The organism is Flavobacterium poyangense (assembly GCF_011751075.1).
Taxonomy (GTDB): Bacteria; Bacteroidota; Bacteroidia; order Flavobacteriales; family Flavobacteriaceae; genus Flavobacterium; species Flavobacterium poyangense.
On sequence record NZ_JAALLN010000009.1, the window covers coordinates 211477 to 236673 of the forward strand.

Here is a 25197-nt window from a genome sequence, read left to right on the forward strand (position 1 = left end):
TATTGTATCTCTTTAAATACGATTTTATCTATTCGAAACGCTTCGTTTGTTCCATTTGATATCACTAAGAACACCTGATTTAATTCCGATGAAGAAATTCCAGTTGGCGTTATCTCCAAGAGGGTTCCAGTTAAAAGCCATTCTCCAGCTTAATAAATCTCTCTCAAAACGGAATTGCGTGAAAGTAACTCCTTTTTGCACAAAGTCATAACCGGTAGAAACTCCACCTTTCCATTTTGGTGTGATATCCATATTGGCAGAAATCATAATAGAATTTCCGGTGATTTTGTTTTCGCGATTTATATTAGAATAGGTTAAAGAGTAAGCCATGGTCATGTCCCACGGAATTTTAGATTTAAAAAATTCAGTAATTACATTCTCGTCATCATCTTTTTCATTTGCAAACTGGCTGTTTCGGCTATCATTAAGATCGGTATTTGTACCAAATAAATCATCTTTACGACCACCATTTCGTTCACTTTGATTGTTTTCTTCTTTTCCGCCCTTATTAGAGAAGGAATAGTTCATTGTTACGTTGGCACTTGTCATTCTAAACAAACTTCCGCCATTGTCAATATTAAAGGTGTTAATTCTGGTTCCTGAATTATCGATAGCATAAGGATCAAGAGTTGCTCCAAAATTGACATTCATTTTATTGTCAAAAAATTGAGTTCCTCCGCTTACAAGTACGGGTTGCCATGCTAAAACCTGTTTTCCGTCGGCGTTAAAGTTATAACTTGTACTAAAGTTTAAATTGTTTAACAACATGATTTTCTTAGCCTCAGTCTTGGTGCTGTCTTTGTCTCTTACTTTGGCTTCAAAAGTATTGCTCAAAGAGAATCCTACTATGTTGGAATTGTCTTTAGAGGGTGCTCCATAAACACCACCGTCAAAACGGCTGTATGAATTGATGATTTTCCCGGAAGCATCTACAGCATAGTTGTCATAATATTTTTCGAAACTTGGAGTATAAGCATACGTTATCGAAGGTCTCATGACGTGACGAATCGATTGAATTTTTTTATCAGCGCCAAAGTTGAAGGTTCCGTAAATAGTCGTTCCTAAGTTGGTACTGAAGTTATACGTTCTGAAAGCATCAAAACCATTAATCGTTTTGTCTACAACTTTACTTTGGCTTACATCGTATTTTTTGCTAATCGTTTTAGTTACCCAGGTTTCCTGATAATTGGTAGAAGCACTGGCACTAAAATGTTTGAATAGCTTAAAATTGGTACTTAACGGGATCGAATGTTGCATACCAATCTTGGCATCTCTAAACATTTGGGGTTTAAAGAACAAAGAATCGGTTGTAACGATATCGTTTTTACCGTTTAAGTTATATTGTAAGTTTATGTTTTTAATAAATCCTTTTTTTACTCCGTCTTTTCCAACAAAAGGATAGACACGATCAATACTTGCCTGCAAAGTAGGTAGTGTCATATTGATTTGCTCCGTTTGTGTATTCTGAGAGTGTGTTGCCGTCAACGAAAGACGAGCTTGCGGAATCGTATTAAAAGTCTTGTTGTAAGATATCGAAGAACTCAGGGTGTTGTTCAGACCCGATCCTACGTTGACCTGGTTTATCGATTGCTTGAAATATTTACTACTACCCATATTCACAGAAGCAGAAAAGGTCGAATTTGGATTTGATTTAGAGTCTTTCGAATGCGACCACTGAATGTTGTAAATATTTTGTTTCGAATAGTCTGGATAACCTCTTTCGCTGTTTATTAAGTTTTCAAAACGTACATTTAGATTACCTCTGTATTTGTATCTCGTGGCATAGGCCGATTCAAATCGCATGGCATAACTTCCGTTGGTGTAATAATCTCCTAAAACAGTTAAATCGTAATTATCGCTCAGAGCAAAATAATACCCCATGTTTTGGAGTGAAAATCCTCTTGTATTAGAGTCGTTATAACTTGGTATGATAATTCCGGATACACTTTTTTCCTGGCTCATCGGGAAGTAAGCAAATGGCAAGGCCAAAGGAGTAGGTACGTCGGCAATAACCATGTTAGTTAGACCTGTAATTACTTTTTTTCCGGGAATGAACTTAACTTTATTGGTTTTGAAATAATACTCAGGATTGTCAATATCTTTAGAAGTTGTAAAACGGGCATCTTTTAAAAAGTAAACAGAATCGTTTTCTTTTTTGGTAATAGCTGCCTTTACTTTAAACTCGCCCTGTTCTGTTCTGGAATTGAAGATTAAAGCTTTTTTTGTTTTAAAATTAAATCGAATAGAATCGGGTTGCACTTCGCTTGAACCTTGTTTGAAGTTTGGATATTGCACCAAAACTCCCGCGGAATCTTTTATTCTTCCGGCATAAACTTCATCTTTGTCATAATCAAGTACAATAATACCCGATTTTAACTCAACATCTTTGTAGTATAATTCTGCTTCGTTGTAAAGGGTGATAGTCTTCTTTTTCTGATCGATCTTGGCATAATCTTTAGCCACATACCTCACTTTACCGTCTAAAAAAGTCTTTTTGGGTTTTACAGTATCCAGTTTTATAGTGTCTGTAATAGCAGTTTTAGATTTCTCTGTTTTTTTTTCGGCTTTATCTGTTTGTTTTCCAGTTGATAACGAAGTTTTTTTTGATTTTATCTCTTGGGAATATAGATTACCACATCCTAATGTTAGGAAAAATGATATTAAAACGATATTAAATAAGTTTGTATGCAAAGGTTTAAATGCTATTTTTGTAAAAGTATGGCTTGTTTTTTGACGTGTCAAACTTACATATAATTTTTTGTCAAAAATAATCAATTATAAAAATTATAGCAGTTGCATTTTATTAAAATTAACTTTTAGATTTATGAATATATTTAACAAAACTAGACTAATATTTAGTTTTTTTCTAACGATAATTACTTTTTGTTCTTACGGTCAGGCGAATGTTTTTAAGGTAACACTTGACGCCGGACATGGAGATCACGATTTTGGTGCTGTTTACAGCGGAAGAATAGAAAAAAACATTGCTTTGGCTATTGTGTTAAAAGTTGGAAAAATATTAGAACCTAATCCGAATGTTAGTGTTATTTATACCCGTAAAACAGATGTTTTCATAGATCTTGTTGAAAGAGCCAATATTGCGAACCGTGCCAATTCTAATATTTTCGTTTCTATACATTGTAATGCAAATAAAAATACAGCAGCAGATGGGACAGAAACCTATGTTATGGGTTTGAGTAAAGTGGCATCAAATCTGGAAGCGGCTAAGAAAGAAAACTCGGTAATTACTTTAGAGAAGGATTACAAACGTAAATACGAAGGTTTTGATCCCAATTCTCCCGAATCAATGATCGGAATGACACTGATGCAGGAAGAATATCTGGATAATAGTATTTCGCTGGCGAGTAAGATTGAAGATAATTTTGAAAAATTGGGAAAAAAATTGCGTCAGGGAGGGGTGAAACAAGCTCCTTTTATGGTACTTCATAAAGCGTATATGCCAAGAGTACTGGTAGAAACCGGTTTCGTTTCTAATCCTACGGAAGGGAATATTTTAAATTCGGAAGAAGGACAGAATGATATCGCCAGAGCTATTGCGGAAGCTATTTTAAGTTATAAAGCAGAATACTTTGGTACAGGAGTGCCTGAGACGGCGGATGTGAGACTGATTAAAGATACTTCTAGTTTAGAAAAACAAAAAACAATTGAAACTCCGGTTGCGACAAAAAATTCGCCAAAAGGAACCTTCTTTAAAGTGCAACTTATAGCGAGCATTAAAAACACACCATTGGAGCCTAAAAACTTTAAAGGGCTCAAAAACGTAACAATGTTATTTGAAAACAATATATATAAGTACTACTATCAGGAGACTTCGAGTTACGATGCAGCGCAAAAATATCTGCAAGAAGCTAAAGATAAAGGATATGGCGCTTCTTTTTTAGTTGCTTACAAGGACGGAGAAAAAATCAGTATCCAGGACGCTATTAAATAATAGTCGCAAGTTCGAATATTTATATTAATTTTGTACAAACACTTAGAATTTTGAAACTAACAAGAGAAATTAAAACGGCTATTTTAGTCATCGCGTCAATTTTATTATTTATTTGGGGCTACAGTTTTTTAAAAGGTAAAGATCTTTTTACGAATTATAAAACACTATATGCAGAATACGATAATGTTGAAGATTTATCTGCTTCGGCGCCTGTTACCTTAAACGGGCTTGTTATTGGTAAAGTAAATAAAATTACAATTAATGAAACCACAGGTAGATTATTAGTTGAACTTCAGTTGAAAACAGATTTTCCTATTTCTAAAACCAGTAAGATATCTTTATATTCTCCAAGTTTAATCGGAGGAAAACAGATTAAAATCGTACCTAATTTTGCTGATAAAGAGATTGCAGAAGACGGTCAGACTTTACCTTCTTCAGTTGAATTAGGATTGACAGAATCTTTGGGTGGTAAAGTTGAGCCAATACAGCAAAAGCTGGAAAAAATGTTGGTTAGTATTGATGTTTTGGTTACGGGACTAAACAATGTTCTGGACAAAAAAGGTCAGGAAGATATCAAGAAAACTTTGGCTGAATTAAGCCAGACTATGGAGCAGTTTCATAAAGCTGCCGGAAGTATTAATTCTATTTTAGATACTAATAAAGGACAGATTAACGGAGTTGTAACCAACTTTAATAAAATGTCAAGCAATTTTTCTAAAATATCAGATTCTTTAAACAAGGCCGATTTAGGTAAAACGGTTAAAACATTAAACCAGACTTTGGCTAAAGTAGATGGTTTGATGACGAATCTGAATTCTGGTAAAGGCACAGCAGGAAAATTATTAAACGACGACGCATTGTATAATAATCTGGCTAAAACTTCAAAAGAATTAGAACTATTACTACAGGATGTACGTCTTTACCCAACCCGTTATGTAAATGTTTCTCTTTTTGGAAAGAAAAACAAGCCTTATGTAGCGCCTACAGAGGAGACTAATTCAACGACTAAAAAATAATTAGAATGAGTTATTTAGATAATATTTTGTTCGCCATACTTCTTATAGTTGGTTTCGGTTTTTTTGCAAGGAGTGTAAAAAAGATCATCCGAAATATTAATTTGGGAGTAGATGTAAATCGAAAAGATAATTCTAAAGCACGCTGGAAAAACATGGCTATGATTGCTCTTGGGCAATCAAAAATGGTGAGACGCCCTGTTGCCGGAATACTTCATATTTTTGTATATGTAGGTTTTATAATAATCAATATTGAGTTACTCGAAATCATTATAGATGGATTATTCGGAACACATAGAATTTTTGCTCCTTATCTAGGAGTGGTTTATGATGTTTTGATTGCTTCTTTTGAAATTCTGGCAATTTTAGTTCTGGTAGCGGTAATTGCTTTCTGGATCAGAAGAAATATAATAAGACTGAAACGTTTTTTCAACCCTGATTTAAAAGGATTCCCTAAAAGCGATGCCAATTACATCTTGTATTTTGAGATGGTATTAATGACTTTGTTTTTATTGATGAATGCTACCGATTTGCATTTGCAAAATGTTCCGGGAGGATTTTCACACTTTCATAAAGCAGGAAGTTTCCCGATAAGTCAGTTTATTGCACCAATTTTCAATGGTATGTCGAATGAATTGGTAATGATATTGTGTGAAGCTTTTTGGTGGTTGCATATTGTAGGGATTTTGATTTTTATGAACTATTTGTATTTCTCAAAACACTTACACATACTTTTGGCATTCCCAAATACTTATTTTGCGAACTTGAAACCTGAAGGACAATTCGATAATTTAGAATCGGTTACCAAAGAAGTAAAGTTAATGATGGATCCAAATGCAGACCCGTTTGCGGCTGCTCCGGTTGATGAAAATGCTGCTCCGGCTAAGTTTGGAGCAAGTGATGTTCAGGACTTAAACTGGGTACAATTGTTAAATGCCTACACTTGTACAGAATGTGGTCGTTGTACCTCTTCCTGTCCGGCAAATCAAACCGGTAAAAAATTGTCTCCGCGTAAAATTATGATGGACACAAGAGACCGTTTACAAGAAGTAGGAAACAACATCGATGCCAATAAAGGTGTTTTTGTTCCTGATAACAAAACCTTATTAAACGATTATATTACAGCAGAGGAATTATGGGCTTGTACTTCTTGCAATGCCTGTGTAGAAGAATGTCCTGTAAATATTAGTCCATTGTCTATTATTATGGATATGCGTCGTTATTTGGTGATGGAACAAAGTGCTGCTCCGATGTCGTTAAATGCAATGATGACCAATATTGAAAACAACGGAGCGCCTTGGCAATACAGCCAACAAGACAGGTTGAATTGGAAGAATGAGAATTAATCTAGGAAACTAAGATTCTCAGGAATAAATTAAGAATTCAGATTTCAGATTAATAAATGAAACTTTGAACTTTAAACTTTAAACAAAAGAGAGAGAAATGTCAGAAAGTTTAGTAGTGCCAACAATGGCAGAGATGCTAGCCGAAGGAAAACAGCCGGAAGTATTGTTTTGGGTAGGTTGTGCAGGAAGTTTTGATGATAGAGCAAAAAAAATAACAAAAGCATTTGTGCGTATTTTAAATCGTACCAATGTTTCTTTTGCGGTACTGGGTACAGAAGAGAGTTGTACTGGAGATCCTGCAAAACGTGCCGGTAATGAATTTCTGTTTCAGATGCAGGCCATGATGAATATTGAGGTCCTGAATGCGTATGAAGCGAAGAAAATAGTTACTGCTTGCCCGCATTGTTTTAATACGATTAAGAACGAATACCCTGAATTAGGTGGTCAGTACGATGTGGTTCATCATACGGAGTTCTTAAAAACATTAATCGATGATGGAAGATTAGCGGTTGAAGGCGGACAGTTTAAAGGAAAACGTATTACGTTCCATGATCCGTGTTATTTAGGAAGAGCAAATAAAATATACGAAGCACCAAGAGACCTGATTCAGAAATTAGATGTTGAGTTAGTCGAAATGAAGCGTTCTAAAGCCAATGGATTGTGCTGTGGAGCCGGTGGAGCGCAAATGTTTAAAGATGCCGAACCCGGAAACAAGGAAATCAATGTTGAACGTACAGAAGATGCATTAGAAACAAAACCCGATATTATTGCAGCGGGTTGTCCTTTCTGTAACACCATGTTAACAGATGGTATTAAACATCAGGAAAAAGAAGCTTCTGTAAAAGTAATGGATATCGCAGAGCTGATCGCCAACGCACAGGATCTGTAGTTTTTTTTGAGGTTCAGAGGTACAGAGGTACAGAGGCGCAAAGGTTTGAAATGTGAAGTGTAAAATGTGAGATGAGAGATGTGAAACTTGAAACGTGAAACTTTTAAAAAAAAATCTAAAATCACCAATCTAAAATCTAAAATAAAAAAAATGTATATCCCTTTTGAAAATTTACCTGGTGAGTCCAGAATTTGGATTTATCAATCAAACAGAAAGTTTTCTGATGAGGAATTTTCTGAAATAGCTACTGATCTAAAAACATTTGTTGAAGGTTGGGCAGCACATGGAACAAGCTTAGAAGCTTCGTTTGAATTGAAATACAACCGATTTATAATTTTGGCTGTAAATCAGGAAGTACAAGCAGCAACAGGATGTTCGATTGATAGCTCTGTTGAATTTATTCAGAGTTTAGAGAAAAAGTACAATGTTGATTTGTTAGATAAAATGAACGTGACTTTCAAACTCGGAGAGCATATCGCACACAAGCCATTAATTGACTTTAAAAAGATGGTTAAAGATAAATCGGTATCAGAGAATACGATTGTTTTTAATAATCTCGTAAACAACATCGAAGAATATAACGAATCGTGGGAAGTTCCGGCAGCAGATAGCTGGCACAGTCGTTTTTTCTAAAAGATAAAATAGAATAATTTAAAAGGCATAAAATTTATATTTTGTGCCTTTTTTGCTGGAATAATCGATTAAACGGGAAAAGCCACTGTGTAGTGGCTTTTTTTGTGTTTTTGCCCGTATTTTGTCATCTCGAAGAAGGTGCTAATTGTTGTCCCTGATGCTTGTATTTTGTCATTTCAACTTTAGGAGAAATCACACCAGTAATTCGACAAAGATTGGCGACATGCTGTGTGGATTTCCTAGTGCGATTCCTCGTTCTTCGGAATGACAAGTAAGTGGTCAACTATACGGGAACACCGCAAGTATTGCATAACAAGATTGCGGATAAAAAATCCGTTCCTTTCCCCGTTTTTACAAAGTAAACCCGCGTCATTTACTTTAAAATGTACATTTCTATATGTCCTACAAACTCAAAGCAAAGAATTTCAAAGTATTATCGATTAATAACACCTAATCGGCAATACTAAAATAGAACAGTTCTAAAATTGACAAAATTCTAACATTTTAAAAGTCAAATTAAACGCTATTTTTAAGTACATTCGTAATACTAAATTTAATACATGAAAATAGCTATAGTTTGTTATCCGACCTTTGGCGGTAGTGGTGTAGTAGCCACTGAGTTAGGTCTTGAATTAGCCAGACGCGGACACGAAATACATTTTATTACCTACAGTCAGCCCGTGCGGTTGGCACTTCTGAATCCAAATGTGCATTATCACGAAGTAAACGTTCCTGAATATCCTCTTTTTCATTATCAGCCTTATGAATTGGCCTTGTCAAGCAAATTGGTTGATATGGTGAAATTGTATAAGATTGAAGTTCTTCACGTGCATTATGCCATTCCACATGCCTATGCGGGTTATATGGCGAAACAAATGCTGAAAAATGAAGGAATTAATCTGCCTATGATTACAACACTTCACGGAACAGATATTACATTGGTAGGGAATCATCCATTCTATAAACCGGCAGTAACTTTTAGTATCGATAAATCAGATTATGTGACTTCGGTTTCTCAGAGTTTGAAAGATGATACCTTAAAATTATTCAAAATCAAGAATAAAATAAAAGTGATTCCGAATTTTATTGAGTTGGATAAAATTGTAAAAGATCCGCAGGCACCTTGTCATCGTTATGTTATGGCTAAGGAAGATGAAAGAATCATTACACATATCAGTAACTTTAGGAAGGTAAAACGTATTCCGGATATCATTAAGATTTTTTATAACATTCAAAAGGAGATTCCCGCTAAATTAATGATGGTTGGGGATGGTCCTGAGAAAGAAAGAGCTGAGATTTTGTGTCAGGAATTAGGGATTCTTGACAAAGTAATTTTCTTCGGGAACAGTAATGAAATTGATAAGATTTTATGCATGACCGATTTATTTTTGCTTCCGTCTGAAACCGAAAGTTTTGGTTTGGCAGCATTAGAAGCAATGTCTTGTGGAGTTCCTGTAATTTCAAGTAACTCCGGGGGTTTGCCAGAAGTAAATTTTGATGGTGTTTCCGGTTATTTAAGTAATGTAGGTAACGTCGAAGAAATGGCTGCTAATGCGTTGAAAATCCTAAAAGATGATGAAACTCTGAACCAGTTTAAGGCAAATGCACTTGAAGTGGCAAAAAAGTTTGACATTAAAAATATATTGCCAATATATGAGGCTTTGTATCAAAAGGCAATAAACGATTATCAAAATTAGAGACACTAATCTTAAAACTAACCTTAGATGAAAAAAGTAATTTCAATCGTATCCGTTTTTCTTTTGATTTCGTGTGGGACAACAAAGACAGCAGATTCGAAAGCTTTGTTTGAAGTTTTAACAGAGCAATCTGATGGCGGTGGCAATATTAAATTCTTTGAAATTCTGACTGAACCAAACGAAATTAAAATGCTCGAAAATGATCCGCTTTTAAAAGATAAGATGAAACAGGGTGATATTAGTACTTCTAATTATGTTATTCTGAATATGGGCGAAAAGAATACAGGTGGCTATTCTATTGGTGTTGAAAAAGTAGAAGAAACAGATAAAAACATTATTATTACGGTAAAAGAAAATAGCCCTGCGCCGGATGCGATGACGACACAAGCCATTACCTATCCTTATACAGTGGTTAAAATTCACTCTAAGAAAGAAATTATTATTAAGTAAATTGTTGTGTGCTTATTTTTAACACATAGAAACATAGTTTTGAAAATGAAAAAAAGCTGCTAAAATCTCATGGTTTAGCTATGCGATAGAAACAAGTTTCTTTTTATATGAAATCTATGTTTTTCTGATGGTTGCCGAGTTTTTTTTTCACGCAGATTTGGCAGATTTATTTAAATCTTTTTTTGTAGAAATCACAAAATAAAATTATCGGCATAATCTGCTAAATCTGCGTGCGAAATTTTGCGAACTATGTGTTAAGTATAATTTTTAAAACCCAAGCGTGGTAAAATGGCGTAGTAATTGCATCTAAGTGTTAGGTAAATTTTAGAACAATAAAAAAACCTGTCCTTTTGAAGTGACAGGTTTTGCTTTTTACAATTTTTTTTAATTTTTGTTTAGAATTTAAATTTAACTCCTAAACCTACATCGAAACCAAAGTTGTCGTTGTCATAATATCCTGAACCAATTTCCGGTCTTACATCTAAAGACAATAAAATTGGCACTTTGTCAAAACCATATTCTATACCAACATCTCCGGCAGCAAAAACATAAGTACCACTATCGTTGTATCTTCCATTGTAGTAGCGATAATCGTATTCCCAGGCAGCTAAACCACCACCAACACCGGCATACCAGTTAAAACCACCCTCAATGTTCCAAACCCATTGGTAAAGAGCAACGGCTTTAATAGCATCTACGTTGTCACTATTTCTCCATCCTAAATCAAACTCTAATCGGTTGTTTTTGAATAAACCTCTTTGGTAAGATACTTCTCCTCCAAATCCGTTGTTATCTCCTAGACGAATACCAAGTGCATTTTTGGCGATTTCCTGAGATTGTGCCGTAAATGCTAATCCGAATAGCATCAGGGCAGATAAAATTATTTTTTTCATAAAAAGGTTATTAATTTGTTTTTCAAACTTACAATTACTGTAAAAACCGAGATGTATATGATTATTGTAAATTGTTATATAATTCACATTTTGGATGGGGGTGAGATGTGAGTTGTGAGATGTGAGTTGTGAGTTGTGGAGTGTGAGAAGTTAAAAGCACTATTGTATCTCGTAATGTTTGCCGAGTTTTTCTCACGCAGATTTGGAAGATTTGTTCAGATTGTTTTGTCGGAACTATAAAATAAAAATATCAGCTTAATCTGCCAAATCTGCGTGATAAATTTTGCGTTTTAGCGAGAAATTTTCTGAAGGGAGTAGTTTTTTTTCTTAGCGAACCTTGCGCAAAACCTTTGCGAACGTTGCGGTTAAATAAATACAAGGCTCGCCAAGATTTAGCAGTTTATTTGCTTTTTAAAATTGAATTAACCAGGTGGCTGCTTAGAATATCTTCCATTTCAAAAAGATTCTCCTCTTCTGTAAAATTGCTTTCGGAGTAGGAGAATAATTTCCAACGTTTTTTATGGTATTCTAAAGCGGTTAAATTTTCGACCCAGTCGCCTGAATTCAGGTATAAAGTAGATCCGTATTTGTTTTCTTTTTCAATTATTTTTGGCTCGTGAATATGACCGCAGATAACATAATCGTACTTTTTTTCGATTGCCAAATCAGTGGCTGTTGTTTCGAAATCTGAAATAAATTTGACTGCTTTTTTAACGCTGGCTTTTATTTTTTTAGAAAAAGAGTAAGGTTCTTTTCCTAGTTTAGACAGACACCAGTTGACGAAACGGTTTGTGAGAATTAAATAATCGTAGCCTAAACCGCCCAGTTTTGCAATCCATTTGGAGTGTTGTACAGAAGCATCAAAAACGTCTCCATGGAAAATCCAGGCCTTTTTGTCGTCGAGTTCTAAAATTAATTTATCTACTAAAGCAAAATTTCCCATATTCATGTCGCTGAATTTTCTGAGAATTTCATCGTGATTTCCGGTAATATAATACACTTTAGTGCCTTTAGAAGCCATTCCGATTATTCGCTGGATAACCCTTAAATGGTTCTTTGGGAAATACGATTTTCTAAATTGCCAGGCATCAATGATGTCGCCATTTAAGACCAGTGTTTTAGGCTTTATGCTTGATAAATAATTGTTTAGTTCTTTGGCATGACTGCCGTATGTTCCTAAATGGACATCTGAAATAATGACCAGTTCAACATTTCTTTTTTTCAATTTTTACTGATTTGAAGTTTTACAAATTAAGTAAAGTCGATTCGGACTTATTTTATGGAAAGGTTATCAATTTGTTTGCAACTTTAATAAATTATCATTTTTAAAGAACTAAGTCTTTGTTTAATATTACCAGTTTTAAATTTTTTAATTTAATTCTTAAAACTTACATTTGCTCAAAACTAATTACAATGGCAGGAAATAGCTACGGCACCTTATATAAAGTGACTACTTTTGGGGAATCTCATGGTGAAGCTTTAGGTGGAATTATCGACGGTTGCCCATCAGGAATAGAACTTGATCTGGAAGCAATTGAAGTTGAAATGTCCCGCAGAAAACCAGGACAATCCGCAATCGTAACACAAAGAAAAGAACCGGATAGCGTTCAGTTTTTATCAGGAATATTTGAAGGTAAAACAACCGGAACTCCGATTGGTTTTATCATTCCGAACACCAACCAAAAATCAGACGATTATTCTCATATAAAAGACAACTACAGACCGAGCCATGCTGATTATGTATACGATCAGAAGTATGGTTTTCGCGATTACCGCGGAGGAGGAAGAAGTTCCGCTCGTGAAACTGCTAGCAGGGTAGTGGCTGGTGCCATCGCCAAACAAATGTTACCGGAAATTAAAATTAATGCCTATGTTTCTTCTGTAGGGCCAATTCATTTAGATACGCCATACCAGGAATTGGATTTTTCAAAGACAGAAAGCAACCCGGTGCGTTGTCCGGATGAAAAAGCAGCGGCAACAATGGAAGAATACATTCGTGATATTCGCAAGCAAGGAGATACCGTAGGAGGGATTGTTTCCTGTGTAATCCAAAATGTACCGGTGGGTCTGGGAGAACCTGTTTTTGATAAACTACATGCAGAATTAGGAAAAGCAATGCTTTCTATTAATGCAGTAAAAGGTTTTGAATACGGAAGCGGTTTTTCAGGATCTGAAATGAAAGGAAGTGATCATAATGATTTATACAATCCGGACGGAACTACCCAAACCAATCTTTCAGGTGGTATTCAGGGAGGAATCAGTAATGGGATGGATATTTACTTTAGAGTAGCTTTTAAACCTGTTGCGACTATCATGCAGACTCAGGACTCATTAGATAATAAAGGAAACATTACACCAATGACCGGAAAAGGGCGTCATGATCCGTGTGTAGTGCCTCGTGCAGTGCCAATTGTTGAAGCAATGGCAGCGATTGTTTTGGCTGATTTTTATTTAATCAACAAAACATATTAATAAATTGTAAGGCAGTGAGGGCCTTATGTTTTAATTATAAATAAATAATAAATTGATGCAAAGTACAGAAACCAAAAAAAAATCATTTCTTTCAGGATTAACAGGGCAGATTTTAATTGCAATGATTCTTGGAGCAATTTTAGGGATTATATTACACAATTATATTTCGCCTGAGGCTGCGAAAGCATTTAGTGTAAAAATTAATATGCTGGCAACCATTTTTATCCGTTTGGTGCAAATGATTATTTCTCCTTTAGTTTTCACAACTCTTGTGGTTGGAATTGCTAAACTAGGCGATATAAAAGCGGTTGGAAGAATTGGAGGAAAAGCTTTAGGCTGGTTTTTTACCGCTTCTTTTATTTCTTTATTAATCGGATTGTTTTATGTTAACCTTTTACAACCGGGAATTGGTTTAAATTTAGGTCACGTAGATTTGGCAACTGCCAGTGAAGTAACAGAAAAAACACAATCGATAACTTTTGAGAATTTTATTGTACATATTGTTCCAAAGAGTATAGTGGAGGCAATGGCAACGAATGAAATTTTGCAAATCGTAATCTTTTCTATCTTCTTCGGATTGGCTGCTGCATCATTAGGTGAGAAGGTAAAGCCGGTAGTGAATGCTTTTGATAAGATTTCTCATATCGTTCTAAAAATGGTTAACTACGTAATGAACTTTGCGCCAATAGGTGTTTTTGGAGCTATTGCGGGAGTTTTTGCTGTGAAAGATTTTCAGGAACTGGCCGTTTTCTACTTCAAATTTTTCGGATCATTTTTAGTTGGAATAAGTACGTTATGGGTTGTGCTAATTGTAGTAGGGTATATTTTCCTGAAAACCAGAATGAACGAATTGTTAAAACGTATTGTAGGTCCGTTAGTGATTGCTTTCGGAACAACAAGTAGTGAGGCTGTTTTCCCTAAATTGACAGAAGAATTAGAGAATTTTGGAGTAAAAGATAAAGTTGTATCATTTATGTTGCCACTGGGTTATTCGTTTAATCTTGACGGAAGTATGATGTATATGACATTTGCGAGTATTTTTATCGCGCAAGCTTATGGTGTACATTTAGATTTAGGAACTCAAATGGTAATGCTTTTGGTTTTAATGTTAACCAGTAAAGGTATTGCAGGCGTTCCAAGAGCAAGTTTAGTTGTTGTGGCAGCTACATGTGGAATGTTTGATATTCCTGCTGCAGGAATTGCTTTAATCTTACCAATCGATCACTTCTGCGATATGTTTAGAAGTGCTACGAATGTTTTAGGAAATGCTTTGGCTACATCAGTAGTTGGCAAGTGGGAAAATGACCATGAAAACAAATCTGAAGTGTCAGTAGAGAACTAAAAAGAATATTTTAAGCATAAAAAAGCCGTAATGATTTTATTATTACGGCTTTTTTAGTATGTTTTAGTTTCCCCGGTCATTTTGAAGTTAGTATACTGCAAAAGCAACCTTCGAATAACTTATGTGACAACTTTTTCTTTTCCTGCTTCAATCACCACTTTTTATTGTTTTTTGTTCTTCTTTGCTTAGTTTTTCAACTTCTTCTAATTTTAAAAAATTTTCGATCATGTTTTTAGGGGTTTTAGTTGCTCCAATCTTATAAAAACACTTGGCGCTTGTGTTTGTAAACTTTGTTAAAGATAAAATTATTTCTTATTTATTGTCTTAAAGTTCTGGTTATTTTTTAGAGATAAGGGTTTTTCGGTATTAATTGTTCTTAGCGCCTACATTGATTGGTGTTGTCTTTGTTTTTTTGCAATTTTAGAGTAAAGAAATAAATATTTTTATAGGGAAAAGCTACTCAGAAGGATCTTACAGAAGGAAGAGACAGAATCGTTCAGTATTAAATTAACTTTGTTAAAAAATCAACATATTATTTTCTGTCTTAATAATGTATATTTGAATAAATATTTTCAAAGTATGTTTCGATTTCGAATCTTTTTATCATGTTTTTTAGTATTGTTTTTTTTTCCATTTAATATATGGGGACAAAATAATTTGTCATCGGTACAGATTGATAAATTAATATTGGAAGCTTTATCTGATTTAAGAGAGTCTAATTTTGAGAAATCATTAATCAATTCAAGAGTGGCCTTAGATCACTCCACTAAAACTAAAAACGATTATTTTATTGCCCGTTCTTATAATATTATAGCGGCTAATTACAATGAATTAGGAGAATTTGATAAAGCAATTTTCTTTTATAAAAAAAGCCTGCTTTATGCTTACAAGGCTAAAAACAACAGTTTTAAAAACATGTTGTATAATAATCTGGGTAATATTTATTGTTTTGAAAAGAAACAATATAGCCGCGGTATAGAATTTTATAAAAAATCTATTGAGCTAAGTTTAAAAATTAAGGATTCCACGCAGATTTATTTTACTTATGTCAATATTGCGTGGTCGTATTTCGATGTTGGCCAGTTCGAGAAAGGTTATCCCTATTTAAAGTTTATCAATGCCAATCAGAAAAAGTTTCAGTTTGATGATACGGTTGTTATTACAAACATGTTAAATGGAATGTACAGCAGTTATAGGAAAGAGAATCAAAAAGCAGATGATTATTTTAATAACGCAATACGTTTAGGAAAGAACTATATAGAAAAAACGGACCTGTCCAATGCACATCTGGAATATTCAAAGTTTTTAAATGCAGATGGCAGATATAAAGAAGCTTATGCCAATTTAGATGCTTACAACAAAATAACAGAACAGATTTATAATGACGAAAAGCTCAAAAATGCTTCTATTGCGGGTTTTAATCTGGAATTAGATGAGTATAAAAGGCAGATTGATAAAATTGAGAGCGAGAAAGATTCTCAATATCAGAGTCTTAAGAAATCAAGGATTATTGTGGTTTTGTTTGTGGTGACTTCGTTTATTCTATTGCTGTTGATCATTACGTTAGTTAAAAATATCCGATTTAAGAAAAAACACAATTTAGAGCTCTTAGAGGCAAAAGAAATCGCAGAAGAGGCTTCGCTACTCAAAACACAATTTATTTCGACTATAAGCCACGAATTGCGTACTCCGCTTTATGGAGTTGTGGGAATAACCAATATGTTATTAGAGGAGCACAAAGAGTTGTCAAATAGTCATCATTTGAGTTCCTTAAAATTTTCTGCCAGATATTTGTTGTCGTTGGTAAATGATATCCTTCAGATTAATAAAATCGAAGAAAATAAAGTGGTGCTGGAAAGTCTAACATTTAATATTTCAGATGAAATTGCAATGATTAAAAATTCCCTTTCTTTTTTATCTCAAAAAAACAACAATAAAATTTCAATAGCAATTGATGATACTATTCCGGAATATCTAATTGGCGACAAGTTAAGACTGGCACAAATCCTGATGAATTTGGTGAGTAATGCGCTGAAATTTACCAAAGAAGGAGAGGTTGAGATTATAATCAATCAGGTGAAAGTGGAAGGGAAAATGCACTTTTTAGAGTTTAGAGTAAAGGATAATGGGGTAGGAATTGCTGCAATAGATCAGACGAAGATTTTTGAAAAGTTTGTTCAGGTAGGAAGAAAAGATGAAGATTACCAGGGAACAGGGCTTGGTTTGAGTATTGTAAAAAGACTTTTAGGGCTTTTTAATACTACTATAGATTTGAAAAGTAAAGTAGGAGAAGGGACATTATTTACCTTTACAATCCCTTTTGAATATGATCCGGAGAAAACAAAACGTATTATAGATGAAATTCAGGTGGATCTGACATCGAATGAAGTTTTTAAAATTTTGGTTGTTGAAGATAATGTTATAAATCAGTTGGTTACTAAGAAGATTATCGAAAAGAATAATTACATCTGCAAAGTTGTCGATGACGGTTTTGCTGCTCTGCAGATTCTTGATAATGAATATTTCGACCTGGTTTTAATGGATATTAATATGCCTATGATGAATGGTTTTGAAACTACAAAAAGAATTCGTCAGTTGGGGATTAAAACGCCTATTGTGGCGTTGACTGCTTTTGATAAAGATGAAATAACGGATGAAGCGATTTCTTCAGGAATGAACGATATTATTATTAAACCTTTTGAGCCGGTTAAGCTGTTTAAAATAATCAATTATCTGGTATGTGAAACAAAAAGCGTTGGTTATTAATACCAACGCTTTTTGTTTTGTTTAGATGCATTTGACTTTCTCGATTTATGAGCGCCACCGCTTCGGTTTGAATTTCTGGGTTTTTCTGCCGTTGCGTCCGGACTTCCCGAATGCCAAGGGTACGGATGATCGGTAACGATATTGACGTCTACTTTTATTAGTTTTTTAATGTCTTTCCAGTATGGTTCTTCATCTTTACCGCAAAAAGAGATAGCGATTCCGCCATTTCCGGCACGTCCTGTTCTTCCAATTCGGTGTACGTAAGTCTCCGGGATGTTTGGTAAATCAAAGTTAATTACAAATGGCAATTGATCAATATCAATTCCTCTTGCCGCAATATCAGTAGCCACAAGAACACCAACTTCTTTGTTTTTAAAAGCATCCAGAACACGTTGTCTGGCATTCTGCGACTTATCTCCATGAATGGCTTCTGCGGGAATTTCTTTTTTGCGCAATGCTTTTACGACATTATCAGCTCCGTGTTTGGTTCTGGAGAAAACCAATACGTTTGATAAATTTTCGTTTTTAATTAAGTGGTAAAGTAAATTTCTTTTTTCTGTTTTATCTACAAAATAAATGCGTTGTTCTACATTTTCAGCAGTTGATGAAACCGGAGAAACTTCAACTTTTGCCGGGTCTTTTAGGAACATTTCTGCCAATTCACGGATGGCAATAGGCATCGTAGCAGAAAATAATAGGGTTTGACGGTTTTTAGGCGTTAGTTTTACGATCTTTTTTACATCGTTTATAAAACCCATATCCAACATTTGATCCGCTTCATCTAAAACCAAAGTATGCAGGTGATCTAAGTCAAGAAAACCTTGTTTCTGCAAATCCAGTAATCTTCCCGGTGTGGCAACCAATATATCGATTCCCTTTTTTAAACTATCAACTTGCGGGTTCTGAGAAACTCCTCCGAAAATCGTTAATTGTGTTAGATTGGTGTATTTGGCATAAGTGTCAAAACTTTGTCCAATCTGAACAGCAAGTTCACGTGTCGGAGTAACGATAAGCGCACGAATTTGTTTGGCTTTTTTAGATGAGCCTACAATTCGGTGTAACTGATGTATGATAGGAATAGCAAATGCAGCTGTTTTTCCCGTACCGGTTTGGGCGCAACCAATTAAATCTCTTCCGGCCAGGACAACCGGGATAGATTGTTCCTGAATTGGGGTAGGATTTAGGTAGCCTTCTTCAAATACGGCTTTTTGTATACTTTTTGAAAGTGATAAATCTTCGAATAACATATCTTAGGGATTAAGAATTTAGTTTTTAGTACTAAAATGCTGTGCAAAGATAGCTTTATTCGGTCAATCGTTTATTTGAATCCGCTTTTATTTGGTAAATGGTTTGATTTTGGACTTTTACGGTCTATTTTTTGAAAGCTTCTAAGTTTCTAAGTTTCTAAGTTTCTGAGTTTCTAAGTTTCTGAGTTTCTGAGTTTTTTTATTTTTTAAATTTTTGATGGTGTGCTCTTTTAAAGAAAAGCTTAGACCCTTAGAAACTCAGACCCTTAGCCACTAACTTAAAATTACACATTTTCGTTGTTGGCTTTAATAAAATCGGTTATCAGATATCCGATTAGTTTTCCGATTAAGTGATTGTTTGGAGATTGGTCTAAGTCCGGTGCTCCTTCGCAGATATGCAAATAAGTAGCATTTTTATGTTCTCCGAAAAAGGAAATAAACTGACGCAATTCTTCTATTGAAAATCCGCTGATAGTCATGGCACTGCTGGCGATGTTTGGTATGGCATCCAGATCAATTTCAATTCCGAACGGATCCGATTTTACAAAATCCAAAGCATAAATCATCTCTTTGTTGAATTCTTTTTCTTTTCGGATGTTTACGCTGTCATACGTATTGTAGCGGACACGATCCTCTATTTTTTTGATGATATCAAGAACGCTTTTTGAAGTGTAGTTTTCGTGTAATCCAAAAATAAAATACTTTTTCAGGAAGCCTTCCTCGTAGGCGTAAGAGAACCCGTTTCCACTGTGGCGACCTTCCAGAATTCTAAAATCAGAATGCGCATCAAAATTAATGGCGTTTACAGGTTTTCCTTTGGCTAAAGCAGAACCTTTTATGTTTCCATAAGCATTATTATGGCCTCCGCCTATAATAATTGGTACTTTTCCGGCTTTGACGATATTAAAAATAATGTGGGAAACTTCTTTGTCAATTTTTTCGACCAGCTGACTTAATTTCGACCGATCATCAATATCATTAAAATCAAGATTTTCTACCTGACGCATTTCCTCGATAACATTGATTTGCCCCAGAACAATAATCTGGCTGCCTTTTGCGAAACGATTGTGCTGGATATTGGCGATGCTTTTTATAGCAGATTCCCATGCCGATGCTGCGCCGGGTCTGCCATAGTTGGCACGGATGCCTATATCTTCCGGAATTCCCAAAAGGACATATTTAGCTTCGCTTTCTTTCAGAAAATTGATTTTATCAGCGCCCTTAGGAATGATAATCATTTTTTCTCCAAATTTGATTTCACCACTTCTGTGATTGGTGACTTTCGCTAAATCGTTTATTGTAAATGGTATTAATTTCTCCATAAAAAAAAATATTGTCCAAAAATAATATAATTGTAGTAACTTACGTTATTACGATATATTAATTCTTAAATTTGTTTTTAAAGAAAATTATTTAAATATGGAAAACCCAAAGAACAACAACTCAAGTCTAAAGGCGGTAATCGCAGTTTTAGCAGTCCTACTGATTGGTAGCTTAGTGTATATTTTTAAATTGTCTTCTGATACAGAAGTAGTTAAAACAGAACTTACGACTACTTTGACAGAGAAAGAATCTGTTATGAAAGATTTGCAGGAATTGAAAGCTACCTATGACGCGGCAATTGCAGAAAATACTTCGATGTCTGACGAGTTGATTCAGGAAAGAGACAAAGTAGTGGCTTTGATGGATGATTTAAATAAATCTAAAGGAGATGTATCTAAATATAGAAATCAAGTGCAAGGGATGCAGGCTAAAATGAAGACTTTAGTTGCTGAGAACGACGAATTGAAAAAACAAAACACAGTTTTGACAGTTCAGAGAGATAGTACTATTGTAGTTTTAGGTGAATCAAAAAAGTTCAATGAAGTATTGGTTGGTCAGAATGAAGAGCTGTCTAAAACAGTTGAAAGAGGTTCTAAGTTATCAGTTCTGAATACAAAAACAGCGGCTTACAAATTAAGAAGCTCTGGTAAACAAATTGAAACAGATAAAGCAAGCCGTGCTGATGTCTTGAAAGTTAGTTTTACTATCGCTGAGAACCAAATTGCAAAATCAGGTGATAAAACCTATTATGTACAGGTTATCGACAGTAAAAACAACGTTTTAGGTGACAAGAAAACAGAAAGTTTTGGTGATAAATCGTTGACTTACAGTTTTAAAACAACTGTTCAATATGAGAACAAAACTGTAAATGTTGTAGAAGATTTGCCAGGTAAGAATTTTGAAAAAGGAACTTATTTTATCAATGTTTTTGATAATGATGAATTGGTTTCTAAAACAAGTTTTAGCTTGAGATAATATGATTCAATTTATTGAATTGTTGTAATAAAAAAGGTCTGTGAAATTTTTCACAGACCTTTTTTTATGAATTACTTTAATACCTGAGTATTATCGAATCAGAGAATAAATCCTTTAAATCAGTGCAATCTGTGGCAGTTTTTTTATTTTGCCACAGATTTCACAGATTGAAATTATTACTTTTTTAGTTTGAATTTGATTGTTGTCAGGTGACGCCAATAGAAGAATAATCGAGTTCAGTTTAAACTAAAATTTTGCCATCTATAAATACGCTTTCGATTAAGTTGCTTCCAAAAGCATATGGAATTTGATAGTAAGACGAAATCGGTTTTGTGAGGATTAAATTGGCTTTTTTACCTTTTGTAATACTTCCGTGGCTTTCTGATAACCCCATCGCATAAGCACCGTTTATAGTCGCAGCGTTGATAGCTTCCTCGGGAGTCATCTTCATTTTGATGCAGGCTGTAGCCACAACAAAATTCATGTTTCCGGATGGAGTAGAGCCCGGGTTAAAATCGGTAGCCAAAGCTAACGGCAAACCAGCTTTTATCATTTCACGTGCCGGCGTATATGGGATACTTAGGAAGTAAGAACAGGATGGTAAAGCTACAGGCATTGTTTCGGTGTCTTTTAAGGCTTCAATGTCTTCCGGGTTCATAATTTCAAGATGATCAACAGATAGGGCTTTAAATTTGACTCCGGCCTGAATTCCGCCTATAGAATTAAATTGATTTACATGTATTTTCGGAACTAAACCGTGTTGTATTCCGGCTTCCATGATTTTTTCCGTTTCTTCAACAGAAAAATAACCTGTTTCGCAGAAAATATCAACATAATCAGCCAGTTTGTTTTGTGCAATTTGCGGTAACATCTGAGTGATGATTTCCTCAATATAACCTGCTTTGTTCTCCTTGTAATGTAACGGGAAGGCATGAGCGCCCAGAAAAGTAGATTTTATGGTAATAGGATACGTTTCTGCCAGTTTTTTTATAACGCGAAGCATTTTTAATTCGCCTTCAATTGTTAAACCATATCCTGATTTGATCTCTACAGCTCCGGTTCCCAAATGCATTACTTCTTCAAGACGAATTTTAGATTGGTTGTAGATTTCTTCTTCCGTAGTTTCGTTAAGTTTTTTGGCAGAATTTAAAATTCCGCCCCCGCGATTTGCGATCTCTTCATATGAGAACCCATTGATTCGGTCTACAAATTCCTGCTCACGGTTGCCTGCGTACACAATATGTGTGTGGCTGTCGCACCAGGAAGGTAAAACGATTCGTCCCGTTGCGTCAATAATTTTGTCAGCTTTGATTTTAGGGAGTGCGCTCATCTCTCCAAAATCAGTGATTAAGCCATACTCTAAAATCAAAAAAGCATTTTTGATTGTGGGAAGAACAGCCATCTCTGCTCCGGATACTTTTGTAATTGAAGTTTCACGAACCTGAAGCAGTTCTTTTATGTTGGTAATTAATGTGATCATTTGTTTTTATTCTGTAACTGTTATTTCGAACATTTTATTCCAATTTTTACCTGTTACAAAAATGGTTTTTGTTGCAGGATTATACGCGATACCATTTAAAACATCGTCAGGTGTTACGCTTAGTGATTTACGAAGGTTTGACATGTTCAGGATGCCTTCAACTGCACCTGTCGCAGGGTCCACAACGGCAATGGCATCTTTTTGAAAGACATTTACATAGAATTTTCCGTTGATTAGCTCCAATTCGTTAATCGCTTTAATTTTAGAAGTTCCGGAGTATACATTGATGTAATCGATCATTTTTTGCGTCGAAGGGTCCATCTTCCAGATTTTTTCAGTTCCATCCGATTGGTAAATGTATTTTCCATCATTTGTCATTCCCCAGCCTTCAATTTCTTTGTCGTATTTAAAGGTTTTTTCGAGTTTTAAAGTTTTGGCATCATAGATAAAACCGGTTTTTTCCTGCCAGGTCAATTGAAATAATTTTCCGTTAACAAAAGTGATTCCTTCACCAAAATATTGATTCGGAAGATCAACTTGTTTGATTACTTTTCCGGTTTTATAATCTAACGCTCTAAAGTAAGATTCTCCTTTTTGTCCGGTACTTTCATATAAGGTTCCGTCATGAAACTCTAAACCTTCGGTAAAAGCGGCTGTATCGTGCGGATAGGTATTTATGATTTTATAATTTAGTGCTTTTGGCTCAACATGAGAAACCATTTCGATTCTTTTAGTCGCGTCCGAAGAATCTCCACCAAAATAAACGGTAGCTTTTAAGTACTGATACCCTAATTTTTGATCTTTTAATTCAAATTTGAATTTCCCGGCACTTTTAGTGCTTCCCACTTTTTTGTCGTTTACAAAGTAAACAGTGCTATCAATTTCTTTGGAATTTGGGTTTAAAATTGCAATCGAAACCGCTTCTTTTGAGGTAAAATGGGCTGGAAAAGCAGAATCATCAATAGTAAATAAAGAATTTTCACTTTTTTTTGTGCCCTTACAACCAATTAGTGTTGTTCCTAATAAAATGACAGCTAGGAAGTTATATTTTTTCATAGTTTAAAATTTGAATAAGCCAATATACGACGATAATTTTATAGCAACAAAGCTCTTGCAAAAATATAAAAAGATTGTATATTTGCACCGGCAAGTCCTACACGACCAGCTCCTGCAGACTCCCCCAGGATGGGAACATAGCAAGGGTACGCGGTTGAGCGGTGCGATGTAGGTCGCTTGCCATTTTTTATTTTATCGCGTTTCTTTTTTTAGAATTAATTCAAAAGTAGTCTTCCTTATGGAGGATTTTTTTATTTTTGGACGTTTCGAACTGGAAGGGAATTTGTGAGATGTGAGTTGTGAGATGTTTTAGTGAAATGGGATCAGCACGGAAATTTTTGAAGCGATAAGAATTTTGACAAGTTTTGTGTTTGTTTAACCGCAAAGGACGCAATGGTTTACGCAAAGTTCGCTAAGATTAATTTTAAATAATGCTTTGCGAACTCCTATGTTTGCAGTGAAATTTTTTCACTCAGATTTATTCAGATTGTTTTTATCTGAGCACAAAACAAATATCGGCTTAATCTGCAAAATCTGCGTGCAAAAGACTTTGCTTTGTGTTAATACTTAGCGGACTTCTTTGCGATAAACGGAAGCAAAAATCCTTGCGCTCTTTGCGGTTAAAGCAAACAATACATTTAAAAAGAACAAAAAAGTAAATAACTTTTTACATTTTACTAAATAACATTTTACTGAATAACAGTTAACCCATTATAATCTAAGCAATGAGCAAAGTCGTTTTAATTACCGGAGGATCATCAGGGATCGGAAAATCTATAGGGGAGTTTTTGCACCATAAAGGTTTTGTGGTTTACGGAACCAGCAGAAATCCCGAAAAAGTAGTAAATTCTATTTTTCCTCTTATGGCTTTAGATGTTCGGGATGTAACCTCTATAAAAAGCGCGGTAAGTGCTATTATTGCAACCACCGGACGTTTAGATGTTGTAATTAATAATGCCGGAGTTGGTATTACGGGGCCTTTAGAAGAAATTCCGATGGACGAGATTAAGAACAATTTCGAAACTAATTTTTTTGGACCGATTGAAGTTATGAAAGCTGCTTTGCCACAAATGCGCGAGCAAAAATCAGGACTGATAATCAATATTACTTCTATTGCAGGTTATATGGGATTGCCTTACAGAAGTGTTTACTCTGCTTCAAAAGGAGCTTTAGAACTTATTACTGAAGCATTACGTATGGAAGTAAAATCTTTTGGGATCAATATCACAAATGTTGCGCCGGGTGATTTTGCTACCAATATCGCTGCGGGGCGTTATCACGCACCTGTAATTTCAGGATCTGCTTATGAAAAAGTATATGGAGAAACGCTTTCTACAATGAATGAACATGTGGATGCAGGAAGTAATCCTAACGAAATGGCAGAAGCTATTTATAAAATAATAGAGACTAAGAAACCTAAAGTACATTACAAAGTGGGAGTCTTTATGCAGAAATTTTCGATTGTATTAAAAAGAATTCTTCCTGATACAGTTTATGAAAAGATGTTAATGAATCATTATAAGTTGTAATTTATAGTTTGATGCATTCTTTGAAGCTTAGTATGATTTCAAATGTTGTTGCTTTATTGTATTCTAAAGAGGATTTTAGTTTGCAGAGGTAAAATGGAATCAAAATTCAATTGCCTCCAACTTTAGGTAGGGAT

At 34.8% G+C, this 25197-nt stretch carries 19 protein-coding genes and 1 other RNA gene; 13 read left to right on the forward strand and 7 right to left on the reverse strand.

Annotated features, from left to right (window positions below; genetic code table 11):
* Positions 1-24 precede the first annotated feature (24 nt).
* Positions 25-2742 (reverse strand): putative LPS assembly protein LptD, encoded by a 2718-nt coding sequence (locus G3A47_RS15210; protein ID WP_166923799.1) that lies wholly within the window; start codon positions 2740-2742, stop codon positions 25-27.
* Between the two features lie 82 nt (positions 2743-2824).
* Here G3A47_RS15210 and G3A47_RS15215 point away from each other — a divergent pair, with 82 nt between their 5' ends.
* From G3A47_RS15215 to G3A47_RS15245, 7 genes are all read left to right on the forward strand, one after another.
* Complete coding sequence (locus G3A47_RS15215; RefSeq protein WP_166923801.1) at positions 2825-3952, forward strand: N-acetylmuramoyl-L-alanine amidase family protein; 1128 nt, start codon at positions 2825-2827, stop codon at positions 3950-3952.
* Between the two features lie 50 nt (positions 3953-4002).
* Positions 4003-4968 (forward strand): MlaD family protein, encoded by a 966-nt coding sequence (locus tag G3A47_RS15220; RefSeq protein WP_166923803.1) that lies wholly within the window; start codon positions 4003-4005, stop codon positions 4966-4968.
* A 5-nt stretch (positions 4969-4973) separates the two neighbouring features.
* Positions 4974-6311, forward strand: a complete 1338-nt coding sequence (locus tag G3A47_RS15225; protein ID WP_166923805.1) for a (Fe-S)-binding protein — start codon at positions 4974-4976, stop codon at positions 6309-6311.
* Positions 6312-6408: 97 nt separating this feature from the next.
* The gene (locus tag G3A47_RS15230) at positions 6409-7200 is read left to right on the forward strand and encodes a (Fe-S)-binding protein (RefSeq protein WP_166923807.1); all 792 of its coding nucleotides are present in this window, start codon (positions 6409-6411) and stop codon (positions 7198-7200) included.
* Between the two features lie 150 nt (positions 7201-7350).
* Positions 7351-7833, forward strand: coding sequence for an ABC transporter ATPase (locus G3A47_RS15235; protein WP_166923809.1), 483 nt, complete (start codon positions 7351-7353; stop codon positions 7831-7833).
* A gap of 560 nt (positions 7834-8393) precedes the next feature.
* Entirely contained in the window at positions 8394-9530 is a 1137-nt protein-coding gene (gene bshA / locus G3A47_RS15240; RefSeq protein ID WP_166923811.1) for an N-acetyl-alpha-D-glucosaminyl L-malate synthase BshA, read from the forward strand.
* A 27-nt stretch (positions 9531-9557) separates the two neighbouring features.
* The gene (locus G3A47_RS15245) at positions 9558-9980 is read left to right on the forward strand and encodes a protease complex subunit PrcB family protein (protein ID WP_166923813.1); all 423 of its coding nucleotides are present in this window, start codon (positions 9558-9560) and stop codon (positions 9978-9980) included.
* Between the two features lie 395 nt (positions 9981-10375).
* Here the strand turns inward: G3A47_RS15245 and G3A47_RS15250 are convergent, their stop codons facing one another.
* The gene (locus G3A47_RS15250) at positions 10376-10873 is read right to left on the reverse strand and encodes a hypothetical protein (protein ID WP_166923814.1); all 498 of its coding nucleotides are present in this window, start codon (positions 10871-10873) and stop codon (positions 10376-10378) included.
* A 400-nt stretch (positions 10874-11273) separates the two neighbouring features.
* Positions 11274-12098, reverse strand: a complete 825-nt coding sequence (locus tag G3A47_RS15255; RefSeq protein ID WP_166923816.1) for a UDP-2,3-diacylglucosamine diphosphatase — start codon at positions 12096-12098, stop codon at positions 11274-11276.
* A 188-nt stretch (positions 12099-12286) separates the two neighbouring features.
* Between G3A47_RS15255 and aroC the strand changes: the two genes are divergently transcribed.
* From aroC to G3A47_RS15270, 3 genes are all read left to right on the forward strand, one after another.
* Positions 12287-13345 (forward strand): chorismate synthase, encoded by a 1059-nt coding sequence (gene aroC, locus G3A47_RS15260; protein WP_166923818.1) that lies wholly within the window; start codon positions 12287-12289, stop codon positions 13343-13345.
* A gap of 55 nt (positions 13346-13400) precedes the next feature.
* Complete coding sequence (locus G3A47_RS15265) at positions 13401-14687, forward strand: dicarboxylate/amino acid:cation symporter (protein ID WP_166923820.1); 1287 nt, start codon at positions 13401-13403, stop codon at positions 14685-14687.
* A gap of 657 nt (positions 14688-15344) precedes the next feature.
* Positions 15345-17453, forward strand: a complete 2109-nt coding sequence (locus G3A47_RS15270; protein WP_243860473.1) for a response regulator — start codon at positions 15345-15347, stop codon at positions 17451-17453.
* Here G3A47_RS15270 and G3A47_RS15275 read toward each other — a convergent pair.
* Both G3A47_RS15275 and G3A47_RS15280 read right to left on the reverse strand, forming a co-directional pair.
* Entirely contained in the window at positions 17450-18700 is a 1251-nt protein-coding gene (locus G3A47_RS15275) for a DEAD/DEAH box helicase (RefSeq protein ID WP_166923824.1), read from the reverse strand. The two genes, G3A47_RS15270 and G3A47_RS15275, sit on opposite strands and share 4 nt — an antisense overlap.
* A 284-nt stretch (positions 18701-18984) precedes the next feature.
* Entirely contained in the window at positions 18985-20022 is a 1038-nt protein-coding gene (locus G3A47_RS15280; protein ID WP_166923826.1) for a formimidoylglutamase, read from the reverse strand.
* Positions 20023-20119: 97 nt separating this feature from the next.
* Here G3A47_RS15280 and G3A47_RS15285 point away from each other — a divergent pair, with 97 nt between their 5' ends.
* The gene (locus tag G3A47_RS15285) at positions 20120-20998 is read left to right on the forward strand and encodes a hypothetical protein (RefSeq protein WP_166923828.1); all 879 of its coding nucleotides are present in this window, start codon (positions 20120-20122) and stop codon (positions 20996-20998) included.
* Between the two features lie 241 nt (positions 20999-21239).
* Here G3A47_RS15285 and hutI read toward each other — a convergent pair whose 3' ends face one another.
* The gene (hutI, locus tag G3A47_RS15290) at positions 21240-22478 is read right to left on the reverse strand and encodes an imidazolonepropionase (RefSeq protein ID WP_166923830.1); all 1239 of its coding nucleotides are present in this window, start codon (positions 22476-22478) and stop codon (positions 21240-21242) included.
* Positions 22479-22484: 6 nt separating this feature from the next.
* Positions 22485-23534, reverse strand: coding sequence for a glutaminyl-peptide cyclotransferase (locus G3A47_RS15295; protein ID WP_166923832.1), 1050 nt, complete (start codon positions 23532-23534; stop codon positions 22485-22487).
* A gap of 88 nt (positions 23535-23622) precedes the next feature.
* On the opposite strand from G3A47_RS15295, the gene ffs reads away from it, so the two are divergent.
* Together ffs and G3A47_RS15305 are read left to right on the forward strand one after the other, a co-directional pair.
* Positions 23623-23720, forward strand: an RNA gene (gene ffs / locus G3A47_RS15300) — signal recognition particle sRNA small type.
* 539 nt (positions 23721-24259) lie between these two features.
* Positions 24260-25063: an SDR family oxidoreductase gene (locus G3A47_RS15305; protein ID WP_166923834.1), complete on the forward strand. Its 804-nt coding sequence runs from the start codon at positions 24260-24262 to the stop codon at positions 25061-25063.
* Positions 25064-25197 lie beyond the last annotated feature (134 nt).

Coding starts and splice junctions, on each gene's coding strand:
- G3A47_RS15215 (WP_166923801.1), top strand. CDS start 2,825: ATGAATATATTTAACAAAACTAGACTAATATTTAGTTTTTTTCTAACG.
- G3A47_RS15225 (WP_166923805.1), top strand. CDS start 4,974: ATGAGTTATTTAGATAATATTTTGTTCGCCATACTTCTTATAGTTGGT.
- G3A47_RS15230 (WP_166923807.1), top strand. CDS start 6,409: ATGTCAGAAAGTTTAGTAGTGCCAACAATGGCAGAGATGCTAGCCGAA.
- G3A47_RS15235 (WP_166923809.1), top strand. CDS start 7,351: ATGTATATCCCTTTTGAAAATTTACCTGGTGAGTCCAGAATTTGGATT.
- bshA (WP_166923811.1), top strand. CDS start 8,394: ATGAAAATAGCTATAGTTTGTTATCCGACCTTTGGCGGTAGTGGTGTA.
- G3A47_RS15245 (WP_166923813.1), top strand. CDS start 9,558: ATGAAAAAAGTAATTTCAATCGTATCCGTTTTTCTTTTGATTTCGTGT.
- G3A47_RS15250 (WP_166923814.1), bottom strand. CDS start 10,873: ATGAAAAAAATAATTTTATCTGCCCTGATGCTATTCGGATTAGCATTT.
- aroC (WP_166923818.1), top strand. CDS start 12,287: ATGGCAGGAAATAGCTACGGCACCTTATATAAAGTGACTACTTTTGGG.
- G3A47_RS15265 (WP_166923820.1), top strand. CDS start 13,401: ATGCAAAGTACAGAAACCAAAAAAAAATCATTTCTTTCAGGATTAACA.
- G3A47_RS15275 (WP_166923824.1), bottom strand. CDS start 18,700: ATGTTATTCGAAGATTTATCACTTTCAAAAAGTATACAAAAAGCCGTA.
- G3A47_RS15280 (WP_166923826.1), bottom strand. CDS start 20,022: ATGGAGAAATTAATACCATTTACAATAAACGATTTAGCGAAAGTCACC.
- G3A47_RS15285 (WP_166923828.1), top strand. CDS start 20,120: ATGGAAAACCCAAAGAACAACAACTCAAGTCTAAAGGCGGTAATCGCA.
- hutI (WP_166923830.1), bottom strand. CDS start 22,478: ATGATCACATTAATTACCAACATAAAAGAACTGCTTCAGGTTCGTGAA.
- G3A47_RS15295 (WP_166923832.1), bottom strand. CDS start 23,534: ATGAAAAAATATAACTTCCTAGCTGTCATTTTATTAGGAACAACACTA.
- G3A47_RS15305 (WP_166923834.1), top strand. CDS start 24,260: ATGAGCAAAGTCGTTTTAATTACCGGAGGATCATCAGGGATCGGAAAA.